Raw genomic sequence first — 13,534 nt, forward strand, 5'->3', positions numbered from 1 at the left:
CGAGCCGCGCGTCGCGCTCGGGCTCGCGCTCGCGGGCATCGCGCACGCGGCGCTCGACGTTTCGGACGGCCTCGCCGGCGATCTTCGGCACATCCTGACGCGCTCGAACGTGCGCGCGGAAATCGATGCGGACGCCGTGCCGCGCTCCGCCGCGCTCGCGACGCTGCCGCCCGACGTGCAGCGCCGCTGCACGCTCGCGGGCGGCGACGACTACGAACTGTGCTTCACCGCGCCCGCGGCCGCGCGCGCGGCCGTCGAAGCGGCCGGCGCGAAGGCCGGCGTGCCGGTCACGCGAGTCGGTACAATACGCAGCCTGTCCTCGCCGTCGGAGCAGCCCGCGATCGCGTGGCGCGACGCCGCCGGCGCGCCCCTCGCTCTGACGTTGCAGGGTTTCGACCACTTCCATGACTGATCCGACGCCCGCGCAGACCGCCGCCGAACCGCACGCCGCGCGCCCCGTACCGGCGCGCGCGAGCGCACGCTTCATGCTGTCGCATCCGGCGCACATCGTGTCGCTCGGCTTCGGCAGCGGGCTCGCGCCGTTCATGCCCGGCACGTTCGGCTCGCTGCTCGGCTGGCTGACGTTCGTCGCGCTGAACCGCTACCTGACCGTGCCCGAATGGTGGGCGCTGATCGCGGTCGGATTCGTCGCCGGCATGTGGGTCACCGGTTTCACCGCACGCAAGATGGGCGCGGCCGATCCCGGCCCGATCGTCTGGGACGAGATCGTCGCGATCTGGCTCGTGATGCTGTTCGTCACGCCGGCAACGTTCGTCGGCCAGCTATGGGCGTTCGTCGTGTTCCGCTTCTTCGACATGCTGAAGCCGCCGCCGATCCGGCATTTCGAGCGCCGGCTCACAGGCGGGCTCGGCATCATGGTCGACGATCTGATCGCCGCGTTCATGACGCTGCTCGTGATCGCGCTGTGGCGCTCCGCCGCCGGCTGACCGTTTCCCGACTTCCGTTTCCCGATCCGCATGCCAACCGATTCCGTCGTCCATCAGCTTGCGATCCGCGCAGGCAACAAGCTGCGTGACGAGCACCTGATGCTCGCCACCGCCGAATCCTGCACCGGCGGGATGATCGCCGCGGCGATCACCGACATCTCCGGCAGCAGCCAGTGGTTCGAGCGCGGCTTCGTCACGTATTCGAACCAGGCGAAGAGCGAGATGATCGGCGTGCCGCCCGATCTGATCGAAAAGCACGGCGCGGTCAGCGAACCGGTCGTGCGCGCGATGGCCGAAGGCGCGCTGCGCAACAGCCGCGCGCAGGTCGCGCTGTCCGTCACCGGCATCGCAGGGCCGGGAGGCGGCAGCGAGCACAAGCCGGTCGGCACCGTGTCGTTCGCGTGGAGCAACCGGCTGCATACCGACGCCGAGACGCTCGTGTTCAAGGGCGATCGCGAGCAGATCCGCACGCAAGCGGCCGCGCACGCGCTGCGCGGGCTGCTGAAGCTGCTCGACGAACGCGAAGGCTAACGGCCGGCCCGCGCGGCTTACTGGATCGCGTCGGGCTTCACGACGATCCAGTTCTTGTCGGCCGTCACCGGCAGCCCGAGCGACTCCTGCTTCGCGGCCGATTCGTCGGACCACGCGCGGATCTGCGTCATCTGCTTGTCCTTCTTGTTCACCCACACGCGCACGCCGCCGCGCGCGACGTCGGTCGCGTTCAGCAGCATGTAGCCGTCGGACGCCGGCGTGTCGCCCGCGACGAGCACCGGCTTCTTCCACTGGTCGATCCAGCCGACGATCGAGCCGAGCTTGCCTTCGTACCACGTCATCGGGTTCATCAGGAACGGCGTGATCACGAGCTTGCGGTTCGCGGCTTCGTCGTACTTGCCGGCCTTGATCTGCAGCCGCGACGTGGTCAGCGCGCCGGTCGCCGGATCGCGCAGCAGCGTCGTCACGCCGATCACGTTCTGCGGCTTCACGTTGTAGCCGTACTTCGGATCGGCCAGCACGAGCCGCGCGAGCTCCTCGTGCGCGGCCGTCATCACGTACACGTCGATCCCGTTCTCGCGCAGCGCGTTGTACAGCTCCTGCATTCCGCGGAAGAAGCGCGGCGGATTCACGGTGCCGTCGACGACCTTGTCGCCGTGCCAGTAGCGGATCGGAATCGGCTTGCCGTCGGCGAGCATCGCGTCGACGTGGCGCTTCAGCTCCGCGAGCGACAGCCCGGCGAACGCCTGCGCGATCCACGGATAGCAGACGAGGTCGTCGATCTCGCAGAGCCGGTAGTAGTAGCTCGTCAGCGATTCCTTGTAGTCGGCCGAATCCTTGAACGGAATCAGCTTCAGCGACGCGTCGAGCGTGTCGCGCGTCAGCACGCCGCGGTTCTCCAGATACGGCAGCAGCGATTCCTCGAGGTCGTAGCGGTAGGTCGTGTTGTCGGCGTCGAATACCGCGTAGTCGCCGCGATGCGCGTGTGCGGCGATCATCGCATTCAGCGCCTTCGCGCTGTCGGCCGGCCAGTGCGCGAGATCCGCCGCGTGCGCGAAGCTCATGCACAGCGACGCGGCGAGCGCGGTCAGTAGACGTCGGGACAGCTTGGGCATGGCGTCGCTCCTTTTCTCGGCTTGCCGGTGACGGATCGGTGACGGATCGGTGACAAGCGGCAGCATCGCGCGATTGCCGCGCGGCCATGCAGACGAAAGCGACGGGAACTTGTTCGCGCGCGCCAACCGCGGCGGGCGTCGGAGGAGCGGCGCGCCCGCGGACGCGGGCTGCGGAAATCGGCCGCCCGCGCGGGCGGCCGTCATGCTTCAGCGATGCGCGTTGATCGCGTCGCGCGTCTTCTGCGCGGCGAGCGCCGCGGCTTCGGCGAAATCGTCGCCGTTGCTCGCGTACAGGATCGCGCGCGACGAGTTGATCATCATTCCGGTGCCGTCGGCCGTGCGGCCCGCGTGCACGGTCGCCTGCACGTCGCCGCCCTGCGCGCCGATGCCCGGAATCAGCAGCGGCATGTCGCCGACGATCCCGCGCACGATCTCGATCTCCTTCGGGAACGTCGCGCCGACCACGAGCGCGAGCTGGCCGCTCTTCGCGTTCCACCGGTTCGCCGCGAGATCGGCGACGACCTGGTACAGCGGGCGGCCCGGCTGGCCGGCCGCGTTCGTTTCGAGGAACTGCAGGTCGGAGCCGCCGGGGTTCGACGTGCGGCACAGCACGATCACGCCCTTGCCTTCATGTTCGAAGTACGGCTCGACCGAGTCGAAGCCCATGTACGGGTTCACCGTCACCGCATCTGCGCGATAGCGCTCGAACGCCTCGCGTGCGTACTGCTCGGCCGTGCTGCCGATGTCGCCGCGCTTCGCGTCGAGGATCACCGGCAGGCCCGGATGCTGCAGATGGATGTGCGCGATCAGCCGCTCGAGCTGCTCTTCCGCGCGATGCGCGGCGAAATACGCGATCTGCGGCTTGAACGCGCTCGCGTATTGCGCGGTCGCATCGACGATCTGCCGGCAGAATTCGAAGATCGCGTCCGGCTGGCCGTCGAACTGCACGGGAAAGCGCGACGGCTCGGGATCGAGGCCGACGCACAGCAGCGAATTCGTGCGCTGCCAGGCGGCGCGCAGCGATTCGATGAAAGTAAGCGGGGAAGACATGGCGGATACTCGCGGCAAACCGTTGATAGGCCGCGTATTTTACCCGCGTCGGCGCTTCGCCTCGCGTGCGGCGGCTTCGCTGCGCGCACCGGCGCGCTCGACGGTGAACGCGAAGCGCCGCGTGAGCCGCTCGCCCGGCGCGAGCAGCGTCATCCCGTTGGCGGCCGCGCCGCCCGGCAGATTCACCGCGTTGATCGGATGATCGACCGGCTCGAAGCAGAAGAAATCCTCGCCCGGCGGCGTATACAGCACGTACGCATCGGCATCGGCCGCGACCGTCAGCGTGAGCCCGCGGCGCGGCCAGCTCACCGTCGCACGGCCGCCCCAGCCGGTGAACGCATGATTGACGAGCGTCGCCGGCAGCGGATACGCGACGCCGAACTGCCACGCGGGCGGCACGCTCACGTGCCGCACCGGCAGGAAATCGGCGCCCGACAGCCACAAGCCGTCCGCCGCAGCCGCCAGCTCGGTCGCATCGTCGCGCACGACGAACGGATGCACGCCGAGCCCGAACGGCAGCCGCGCGCGGCCCGCATTCTCGATCGTCAGCACGATCGACAGCGTCGTGTCGTCGAGCTCGAACGACTGAATCGCGCGGAACGCGTACGGCGCGCCGCTCGCGCGATCGAGCGACAGCTGCAGCGTCGTGTCGGTCGCATCGTCCACCTGCCACCGCGCGAGCCAGCCGTCGCCGTGGATCGGCAGCGCTTCGTCGCGGCGATTGCGCGGCACCGCGATGCTGCGCCCGTCGCATTCGAAGCGGCCGCCGCCGATCCGGTTCGAGTAAGGCAGCAGCGGATAGCACGCGAGCGCGTTCGGGTCCGTCGCAGTCTCCGGATGCTCGCAGCGGCGAAACACCGGCACGAGCGCGCCGTTGTCGCCGCGCCAGTCGAAGCGCGCGATGCCGCCGCCCAGATGCGGCAGCACGTCGAGCCGCAGCGACGCGTTCGACAGCGTGACGGCCGCCGCATGCGCGGCGCCGACGCCCTGCGCGAGCGCGGCGGTCTGCGGGCCGGGACTGACCGGCTGCGCGGCCGCCGCGAGACGCGCGCGGCGAGACTGGGTCGTGGACGACGATGCGCGCGAGGACGTGGCGGTCATGATCGGCTCCCTTCCTTCGTCGAAGAAACGATGCAATCGGCGCGAACGCTCAGGCCCACCCGCCGTCGACGATCACGTCCTGAGCGGTGATCATCCGGCTGTCGTCGGCCGCGAGGAACAGCGCCATCCGCGCGAGATCGGCGGGCAGCAGCTCGGCGTCGAGGCACTGGCCGGCCTTGATCGCCGCGCGGCCCGCGTCGTCGAGCCACAATCGGCGCTGCTTGTCGGTCATCACCCAGCCGGGCACCAGCGAGTTCACGCGGATGCCGAACGGCCCGAGGTCGCGCGCGAGACCGCGCGTGAGCCCCTGCACGGCCGCCTTCGCCATCACGTACACCGGATAGCCGCCGTTCTTCAGCATCCAGCTGATCGAACCGAGGTTGATGATCGAGCCGCCGCCGCGCTGCTTCATGTCGTCGATCACCGCCTGCGCGGCGAAGAACTGGTGGCGCAGGTTCACCGCGATGCCGGCGTCGAACGACGCGGGCGTCACGTCGGTGATCGCATGGCGCACGTCGTTCGCCGCGTTGTTCACCAGCACCGCGATCGCGCCGATCCGTGCGCGCGCCGCATCGATCGCGCCGCGCAGCGCGTCGATGTCGGTCAGGTCGCACGGGATGAACAGCGGCGCGTGACGCGATTGCGCGAGCCGTTCGGCGAGCGCGCGGCCCGCGTCGACGTCGAGATCGACGAACGCGACGCGCGCGCCCTGCTGCGCGAAGTGCTCGACGAACGACGCGCCGATGCCGGTCGCGCCGCCCGTGATCAGCACCGCGCGATCCTCGAGGCTCGGATAGCGCGCAAAGCGCGCGTGCGGATCCTGCGCGGAAGTGTCGATGGTCATGCGGTTCGTCTCCGTGGAATCGGTCAGTCGCGTACGCCGCGGTTCTTCAGCTGGTCGAGCAGCACGGCAGCGAGCAGGATCGCGCCGCGCACGAGGTACTGGTAGAACGCGTCGATGTTCAGCAGGTTCATCACGTTCTCGACGGTGCCCATGATCAGCACGCCGATCACGACGCCGGAGATCGTCGCGCGGCCGCCCATCAGCGACACGCCGCCGAGCACGCACGCGGAGATCACGTTCAGCTCGAAGCCCTGCGCGGCGTTCGGCTGGCCGGACGTGATCCGCGATGCGAGGATCACGCCGGCGAGCGCGGTCACCGCACCCTGGATCAGGAAGATGTACACGCGCGTGCGTTCGACGTTGATCCCCGCGAGGCGCGATGCCTCCGGGTTGCCGCCGATCGCGAGCGTGTTGCGGCCGTACACGGTCTGGTTCAGCAGCACGCCGAACACGATGAAGCACAGCAGCGTGACCCAGATCGGCAGCGATACGCCGAACAGCGACAGCCCGCCGAGCGCGATGAACGTGTCGGACGACACGCCGACCGCCTGCCCCTTCGACACGATGAAGCCGAGCCCGCGCACGATCTCCATCGTCGCGAGCGTCGTGATCAGCGCGTTGATCCGCAGGTACGCGATCACCGCGCCGTTCACGAAGCCGATCACCGCGCCGGCGGCGACCGCCGCGACGATCGCGACGAACGTGTTGTCGGTCGCGTTGAGCACCATCGCGCACAGCACGCCGGCGAACGCGACGGTCGAGCCGATCGACAGGTCGAAGTCGCGCGACGCGAGACAGAACATCATCGTGCACGCGACCATCCCGATCTGCGAGATCGACAGCGCGAGGCCGAGCATGTTGTCGATCGAGAAGAAGTGATCGACCGTCAGCGACATCGTGATGAACATCACCGCGAAGATCGCGATCAGGCTGTATTCGGTGAGCTGCTGCCACCACTTCTGACGGTCGCTCGGCTGTGGAACCAGCGCGTCGGCCGACTGCTTCACGGCTGCGCCGGCAAGGTTTTCCCGGACTTGCATGGTATGTCTCCTGCTCCTGCATCGCGCGGCCCGCGCCGCGCTCGTTCGATTCGAATCGCGTATCCCGCGTCAGGCCGCTTGCGCGACGCTCGTCTGCGGCAACGCGAGGTTCAGCACCGCATGCTCGTTCGCCTGCTCGCGCGGCAGTTCGCCCGCGATGCGGCCTTCGCGCATCACGACGATGCGGTCGGACACGCCGAGCACCTCCGGCAATTCCGACGACACCATCACGATCGCGCAGCCGCGCTCCGCGAGCCGGTAGATCACGTCGTAGATCTCGTGCTTCGCGCCGACGTCGATTCCGCGCGTCGGCTCGTCGAGAATCACGACCTTCAGGTCGGGCTCCGCGAGCCAGCGCGACAGGATCGCCTTCTGCTGGTTGCCGCCCGACAGGAAGCGGATCTTCTGCCGCCGGTTCGGCGTCTTGATCTTCAGCCGCTGGATGAAGCGGTCGGCCGTTTCGGTTTCCACCTTGCGGTCGATGAACAGCCCCGCGCGCAGCGAATGACGGCGGCAGCTGATGTTGATGTTCTCCGCGACCGACGCCATCGCGATGATCCCTTCTTCCTTGCGGTCCTCCGGGCACAGCACGATCCCGTGGCGGATCGCGTCGCCGGTGCGCTTCACGTCGATGCGCGCGCCGTCGAGCGTCAGCACGCCCGCGCGCTTGCGATCGGCGCCGTACACGAGCCGCATCAGCTCGCTGCGCCCGGCGCCGACGAGGCCGAAGAAGCCGACGATTTCGCCGGCGCGCACCGAGAAGCTCGCCGGCTCGCGCAGCGCCGGGCCGTCGATGCCTTCCGCGGAAAACCGCACGTCGCCGAGCGGACGCGGCGCGTAATGGTAGATGTCGGCGATCTCGCGCCCGACCATCTCCGCGACGAGCCGCTCGCGCGGCACGTCGGCCAGCGACGCATGCGACGCGATCTTGCGCCCGTCGCGAAAGATCGTGCACGCATCGCACAGCCGGTAGATCTCGTCCATCCGGTGCGAAATGTAGATCAGCGCGCGGCCTTGCGCGCGCAAGTCGTCGACGAGCTTGAACAGCACCTCGGTCTCGCGGTGCGACAGCGAGCTCGTCGGTTCGTCGAGCGCGATCACGCGCGCGTTGCGCATCAGCGCCTTGCAGATCTCGACCATCTGCCGCTGCGCGATCGACAGCCGGCCGAGCCGCGCGTCGGGGTCGAGATCGACGCCCATCGTGCCGAGCCATTCGCGCACGTGACGCTTCGCGTCGCGCTTCCTGACCCAGCCGAACGCGTTCGGCAGCCGCCCGAGCAGCAGGTTCTCCGCGACCGTCAGGTCCGGCACGTACTGCAGTTCCTGGTGAATCACCGCGATGCCGGCCGCGATCGACGCCGCCGCATTCGCGAAATGCACGGGCCGGCCGTCGACCAGCACGCTGCCCGCATCGGGCTGGTATTCGCCGCCGAGAATCTTCAGCAGCGTCGACTTGCCCGCGCCGTTCTCGCCCATCAGGCCGTGCACCTGGCCCGCATGCACGTCGAACGAAATGCCGTCGAGCGCGCGCACGCCGGGAAATACCTTGCCGATATTGTCAAAACGCAGTGCCGCTGACACGTCGCCTCTCCACTTCCAGAATCCGATCGACCGCCGGCTGCCGCCGCGTTGCCGCGGCAGCCGCGCGGGCCGCTTACTTCGACGCGAGCCCCATCTCCTCGCGCACCTTCGTCACGTTGTCGCGCGTCGCCAGCATGCCGGTGGTCAGCGTCAGCGGCGGCGGCGCCTTGCCTTGCGTGATCCATGTGTACATCAGCTCGGAGGTTTCCTCGCCGTGGCGCTTCGGGCTGATGATCACGGTGCCGAAGAAGCCCGTCGGTTGCGGCTTCTTGAACTCGTTGAGCGCCGAATCGGAGCCGCCGATGCCGATGCCGATCATGTCGGCCGCCTTGAAGCCGCGCCCTTCGGCCGCGCGCACCGCGCCGAGCACGGCCTCGTCGTTCAGGCCGTATGCGACCCAGTGCTTGAACTGCGGGTTCTTCGTGAGCGCGATGTTCGCCGCGTTGAACGCGTTCTCGGTGTCGGTCTTCGCCTGCGGCGCCGCGATCACGTTCGCCTTCGGAAAGCCCGCGGCCACCAGCGCGTCGGTCGCGCCCGTCGTGCGGTCGTGCGCGGTCGGCAGCTGCTCGTACGTGATGTCGATCGCGCCGACTTCCTTCATGTTCCAGCCGCGCTTCTTGATCTCGGCCGCGATGCCGTCGCCGACCTGCTTGCCGATGTTGTACGCGGAGATCCCCATGTGCGGCACCGACTCGATCGGCTTGCCCGCGCCGTCGACGAGGCGATCGTCGACCGTCATCATCTTCAGGTTGTGCGACTTCGCCTTCGCGACGATGCCCGGCCCGAGCTTCACGTCCGGCGTGCAGATGATGAAGCCCTGCGCCTTCTGCGCGGCGAGGTTGTCGATCGCGCTCATCACCTTCTCGCCGGACGGCGCGCCGATCTTCACGAGCGTGAAGCCCTTGTCCTTCGCGGCGATCTCGGCGAACTTCCACTCGTCCTGGAACCACGGTTCTTCCGGCTGCTTCACCAGAAAGCCGATCTTGACCGGATCGGCCGCGTGCGCGACCGGGCTCCCCATCACCACCGCGGCCGCGGCGGCCAGCGTTACGAACGTTCTGCGTTTCATCTCCAGTGTCTCCTTGTTTTCATCGAACAGGATGCAAGCCGCTTGTTGGTTTCGACGCGGCGTGCGCGCGGCCGTCGCACGTGCGGTCTTTCGAATCGTTACGTCGATCGTGTCAGTCGTGATACAGCGCCGCGCGCCCGCCGTCGACGGTGATGCACGCGGCATTGATGAACGGCGCCTCGTCGGACGCGAGGAACACGGCCGTCATCGCGACTTCGTCGGGCCGGCCGATCCGCTTCATCGGCTGCAGCGCGAGCGTCTCGGCGCGCGCAGCGTCCGGATCGGGCTGCGCGTCCCACCAGTCGTGCGTGAGCTGCGTCTCGATGTAGCCGGGCGCGATCGCGTTCACGCGCACGTTGCGCGCCGCGTACTCGATGCCGAGCGCGCGCGTGAGGCCGAGCACGCCGTGCTTCGCGACCGGGTACGGAAAGCAGCCCGGAATGATGCGGAACGCATGCGTCGACGCGATGTTCACGATGCTGCCGCGGCCGCGCTCGACCATTCCCGGCAGCGCCGCGCGGCAGCCGTGCCATACGCCGTCGAGATCCACCGCGAAGCAGCGGCGCCAGTCTTCGTCGGTCATCGTCAGCGGATCGGCGAACACGTTGATGCCGGCGTTGTTCACGAGCACGTCGAGCGGGCCGAACGCCGCTTCGGTCTGCGCGAGCGCGTCGCGCACCGCGTCCTGCCGCGTGACGTCCGCCTGCACCGGCAGCACGCGGGCGCCGTCGATCGCGCCCGCGATCTCGGCTGCCGTGCGCTGCGCGTGCGGGAAGTCGACGTCGGCAAGCGCGACCGCCGCGCCTTCGCGTGCGAACGCGAGCGCGATCGCCGCGCCGATTCCGCGGCCCGCGCCCGTCACCATCGCGACCTTGCCGGCAAGACGGTCCATCATGCGGCTCCGTCGCGCGCCGCGCGCAGGCCGGCCACGAACGCGCGCGCATTCGCGGCGGTCGTGTCGGCGGACTGGCCGGGCCGGTACAGCGCCGAACCGAGGCCGAAGCCGTTCGCGCCGGCCGCGAGGAACGGCTGCATGTTGTCCGGCGCGATCCCGCCGACCGGAATCAGCGGCACCGCGCGGTCGATCACCGCGCGCCACGCCTTCACGACCGGCACGCCGAGCTGCTCGGCCGGGAACATCTTCAGCACGTCGGCACCGTTCGTCAGCGCCGCGAACGCCTCGGTCGGCGTCGCGACGCCCGGCGCGCTCGCAAGCCCGCGCTCGCGCGCGCGGCGAATCACCGCCGCGTCGCTGTGCGGCATCACGATCAGCGCGCCGCCCGCGTCCTCGACACGGTCGACGAATTCCGCACGCAGCACGGTGCCGGCGCCGACGATCATGTCGTCGGGCAGCGCGCGGCGCAGCGCCGCGATGCTGTCGAACGGCTCCGGCGAGTTGAGCGGCACTTCGACGATCCGGAAGCCGGCTTCGTAAAGCGCGTGGCCATGATCGACCGCTTCGGCCGGCGTGATCCCGCGCAGGATCGCGACCAGCGGGCACGCGTCGAGCGCGCGCATCAGCGCGGCGTGCGGCGAGTACGGGGCGGGCAGCGTAAGGTCGGACGGCATGAAAGGGTTCCTCCGCAATCGGTTCATTGGTCGGCGCAGACGGGCTCGCCGTCCGCGCGCACGAGTCCGGCGCGCGACGCGATCTGCCACAGTCCGCGCTCGGTCGCATGCGCGACGATGCGCGCATGCGTGCAGCCGAAGACGCGCAGCGCATCGACGTAGCGCGCGCACAGCGCACCGTCGCCGATCAGCAGCAGCGGCTGATTCGCGAGCGCGACGCCGCGCTCGGCGAGCATCGCGTCGAGCGCGTTCAGTTCGTGGCCGATCAGCAGCCCGGACAGGTAGTCGCCCTGCGCGTCCGGCGTGAGCCGGTCGGTCAGCCCGAGCGTGCGCGTGCTGAAGATCGTCGCGAGCAGCCCGGTGCGCTGCGCGCCGCGCGCGACCGACACGCCGCGCTCGAATGCCGCGCGATCGGGCGACGCGCCGGCACGCATCGTGCGGCCGAGGATCGTGTGGTCGCGCAGTGCGGCGAACAGCTCGCCGGTCATGAAGGTCTGAAACCGCTCGATCAGGCCGCCCTTCACCCACGCCCACTTCGCATGCGTGCCCGGCAGCCCGATGAGGATCCCCGAAGAATCGGCATCGAGCGTGGCGTCGCCTGCGAGCGCGCCGAAGATCTGCGTTTCCTCGCCGCGCATCACGTCGGGCAGCTCGCCCGTCGCGATCACGCCGGGCACGATCGACACCGTCGTGCCGCGCGCGGTCGTCACCGTGACGAGGCCCGCGACGAGCGCGTCGGCGCCGGCCGGCACCGCGACGTACGGTGCCTCCCGCCAGCCCTGCGCGCTGCCGACCATCCCGGCCGCGAGCACCGGCACGCCGGGCGCACGATCGAGCCAGTCGCCGCAGGCGTCCTCGAACACCGCGTCGAACGCGCGCGCGCCGCCGGCCGGCACGTGCATCACGCCGGCCGCGCGGCCGCGCGTGTCGATGAGCGCGCCGTGCGCGTCGTACAGATACGCACGCAACGACGTCGTGCCCCAGTCGAGCGCGATCAGCGCCGGGGCGGCCGTGCTGGCTTCCGGAGCGGGCCGGGTCGGATTCGTCATCGTTTGATCCTGCGGGTACCCTGCGGCGGGCTCCAGCCCAGTTCCGCGGAAATGGCTCGCGCCTCGCGCTGCACGAGCGGAATCAGTTCGTCCATCCGGTCGCGCGGCATGTACGGAATCGTGCTCGCGACCGACACGGCCGCGACGATCGCGCCCGACGCGTCGCGGATCGGTGCAGCCACGCAGCGGATCGACGCCTCGTTCTCCTCGAGGTCGAACGTATAGCCGCCGGCCGCGTAATGCGCCATGCGCTGCAGGAACGCGTTCGTTTCGGGCCGGTTGTCCGGCTTGAAGTTGACGCCGGCCAGCGCGCGCCGCGCCGCCTCGAACAGCGAGCGCCACAGCTCGGGATCGAGGTCGAGCATCATCGCCTTGCCGATGCCGGTCGACGCAAGCGGCATCCGGTGGCCGACGCGCGAGCGCATCTCGAGGCCGCGTGTGCCGGGAATCTTGTCGATGTACAGCACGTCGTCGCCGTCGCGCACGCCGAGATGGATCGTGTCGAGCGTCGCTTCCGCGAGCGCTTCGAGATGCGGGCGGGCGACCGCCGTCAGCGGCATCTGCTCGAGCGCGATCGTGCCGAGCTCGATCAGCTTCGGGCCGAGCAGGTAGCCGCCCTGCACCTGACGCAGGTAGCGCGCCTGCACGAGGCTGCTGACGAGCCGGTGCGTCGTGCTGCGCGTCGTGCCGAGCGCGGCGCCGATCGAGCGCATGTCGCGCGCGCCGTTCGCGATCGCTTCCAGAATCGCGAGACCGCGCAGCAGCGTCTGCGTGCCGGCCTGCTGCGCGGCCAGATCGAGCGGCGTGCTCGTCGCGCCGATGCTGTCGGTCAGCGACGCGGTATCGTCCGGCGTCGCACGCCGGCCGTCGAGGGCGAGGGAATCGGGCATCTTGGTCATGGGCGGATGGCTTCAACGGAATCGGTGAAACCGCTCGCGCGCGGCCGGAACCGCGTCCGGCGTCGCGACGAGGCGGCAGTCGATGCACCGAGGAAGGCGCCCGGCGAACTTCATGGAATGTGTCTCCGTGTGCGTCGGGCGCCGCGCGATGCGTGGGTCCGAAGCTGTCGATGTGCTTCGGATTGTAGGAGCGCATGCACGCGTCTCCAATATTTGAAGGCGTTGTCCAGATATTGAGAAGAAATGCGGTAGGCGGCCGGCGCCGCGGCCCGCGCGACGTGCGCGGGGGCGGAGCCCGCGTTGCCGCAGGTTCCGCCCCCGTCGAGCGCCGCACGCGCTTACTGCCGGTTCGCGCTGCGCGCCTGCATGTAGCGCTGCACGTCGGCGAACGACACGCGGCCGCTGCCGCTCGCGTCGATCTGCCGGAAGTGGTTCGCGACGTAGCCAAGGCCGGCCGCGCGCGCCTGCGCCTCGGTGATCGAACCGGTGTTCTGCGTGTCGGCCGCGCCGAACTGCCGCGCGAGCTTGCGCACCACCTGCGCGTGCAGCGCGGCGCCGGTCGTCTGCGTGCCGGCGGTCGGCTTGCGCGCGGCCGGCGGCACGTACGGATCGCCGAGCTGCGCCTGGCGCGCGCGTGCCGGCGTGTCGGCGGCGCTGGCCTGCGCGAACGCGGAAACGGAGACGGCAATGCCCGCGCACGCGAGCGCCGCGGCAAAGGCGAGGAAACGTTTCGTCATATCAGGCTCCAGTCTGGAATGAGGCGTCGACGGCCGGCGAC

Annotated in this window: 15 protein-coding genes; 3 read left to right on the forward strand and 12 right to left on the reverse strand. The window is 69.7% G+C overall.

Going from position 1 to position 13,534, the window contains the following annotated elements:
• The 3 genes from BUB20358_RS11335 to BUB20358_RS11345 form a co-directional block, all read left to right on the forward strand.
• Positions 1 to 412, forward strand: a 412-nt coding sequence (locus tag BUB20358_RS11335) for an AIR synthase-related protein (protein WP_254593967.1), incomplete at its 5' end; no start/stop codon positions are given.
• Complete coding sequence (locus BUB20358_RS11340; protein WP_006765204.1) at positions 405 to 947, forward strand: phosphatidylglycerophosphatase A family protein; 543 nt, start codon at positions 405 to 407, stop codon at positions 945 to 947. The genes BUB20358_RS11335 and BUB20358_RS11340, both read left to right, overlap by 8 nt.
• Before the next feature lie 30 nt (positions 948 to 977).
• Positions 978 to 1,478, forward strand: a complete 501-nt coding sequence (locus tag BUB20358_RS11345) for a CinA family protein (RefSeq protein ID WP_006765205.1) — start codon at positions 978 to 980, stop codon at positions 1,476 to 1,478.
• 17 nt (positions 1,479 to 1,495) lie between these two features.
• On the opposite strand, the gene BUB20358_RS11350 is transcribed toward BUB20358_RS11345, so the two are convergent.
• The 12 genes from BUB20358_RS11350 to BUB20358_RS11405 all read right to left on the reverse strand — a co-directional run bounded on the left by BUB20358_RS11350 (position 1,496) and on the right by BUB20358_RS11405 (position 13,493).
• Entirely contained in the window at positions 1,496 to 2,554 is a 1,059-nt protein-coding gene (locus BUB20358_RS11350) for an HAD family hydrolase (RefSeq protein ID WP_006765206.1), read from the reverse strand.
• 207 nt (positions 2,555 to 2,761) lie between these two features.
• Positions 2,762 to 3,604 (reverse strand): orotidine-5'-phosphate decarboxylase, encoded by an 843-nt coding sequence (gene pyrF, locus BUB20358_RS11355; RefSeq protein WP_006765207.1) that lies wholly within the window; start codon positions 3,602 to 3,604, stop codon positions 2,762 to 2,764.
• Positions 3,605 to 3,643: 39 nt separating this feature from the next.
• A complete protein-coding gene (locus BUB20358_RS11360; protein WP_006765208.1) occupies positions 3,644 to 4,705 on the reverse strand; it encodes an aldose 1-epimerase in 1,062 nt (353 codons plus the stop codon).
• Positions 4,706 to 4,754: 49 nt separating this feature from the next.
• Entirely contained in the window at positions 4,755 to 5,549 is a 795-nt protein-coding gene (locus BUB20358_RS11365; RefSeq protein WP_006765209.1) for an SDR family NAD(P)-dependent oxidoreductase, read from the reverse strand.
• 23 nt (positions 5,550 to 5,572) lie between these two features.
• A complete protein-coding gene (araH, locus tag BUB20358_RS11370; RefSeq protein WP_006765210.1) occupies positions 5,573 to 6,589 on the reverse strand; it encodes an L-arabinose ABC transporter permease AraH in 1,017 nt (338 codons plus the stop codon).
• A 69-nt stretch (positions 6,590 to 6,658) separates the two neighbouring features.
• On the reverse strand, positions 6,659 to 8,170 hold the full coding sequence (gene araG / locus BUB20358_RS11375) for an L-arabinose ABC transporter ATP-binding protein AraG (protein WP_006765211.1): 1,512 nt from the start codon (positions 8,168 to 8,170) through the stop codon (positions 6,659 to 6,661).
• Between the two features lie 73 nt (positions 8,171 to 8,243).
• Positions 8,244 to 9,239, reverse strand: coding sequence for an arabinose ABC transporter substrate-binding protein (locus BUB20358_RS11380; protein WP_006765212.1), 996 nt, complete (start codon positions 9,237 to 9,239; stop codon positions 8,244 to 8,246).
• A 112-nt stretch (positions 9,240 to 9,351) separates the two neighbouring features.
• Complete coding sequence (locus BUB20358_RS11385) at positions 9,352 to 10,131, reverse strand: SDR family oxidoreductase (RefSeq protein ID WP_035973430.1); 780 nt, start codon at positions 10,129 to 10,131, stop codon at positions 9,352 to 9,354.
• Positions 10,131 to 10,808 (reverse strand): 2-dehydro-3-deoxy-6-phosphogalactonate aldolase, encoded by a 678-nt coding sequence (locus tag BUB20358_RS11390; RefSeq protein ID WP_035973072.1) that lies wholly within the window; start codon positions 10,806 to 10,808, stop codon positions 10,131 to 10,133. The genes BUB20358_RS11385 and BUB20358_RS11390 overlap by 1 nt, the downstream gene beginning before the upstream one ends.
• Before the next feature lie 23 nt (positions 10,809 to 10,831).
• Positions 10,832 to 11,857: a 2-dehydro-3-deoxygalactonokinase gene (locus BUB20358_RS11395; protein ID WP_035973073.1), complete on the reverse strand. Its 1,026-nt coding sequence runs from the start codon at positions 11,855 to 11,857 to the stop codon at positions 10,832 to 10,834.
• On the reverse strand, positions 11,854 to 12,756 hold the full coding sequence (locus tag BUB20358_RS11400; RefSeq protein WP_035973074.1) for an IclR family transcriptional regulator: 903 nt from the start codon (positions 12,754 to 12,756) through the stop codon (positions 11,854 to 11,856). Before BUB20358_RS11400 ends, BUB20358_RS11395 begins: the two co-directional genes overlap by 4 nt.
• A gap of 338 nt (positions 12,757 to 13,094) precedes the next feature.
• Positions 13,095 to 13,493, reverse strand: a complete 399-nt coding sequence (locus tag BUB20358_RS11405; protein ID WP_006765217.1) for an EF-hand domain-containing protein — start codon at positions 13,491 to 13,493, stop codon at positions 13,095 to 13,097.
• Positions 13,494 to 13,534 lie beyond the last annotated feature (41 nt).

The sequence above is a fragment of the Burkholderia dolosa genome (genome assembly GCF_902499135.1).
GTDB classification, from domain to species: Bacteria; Pseudomonadota; Gammaproteobacteria; order Burkholderiales; family Burkholderiaceae; genus Burkholderia; species Burkholderia dolosa.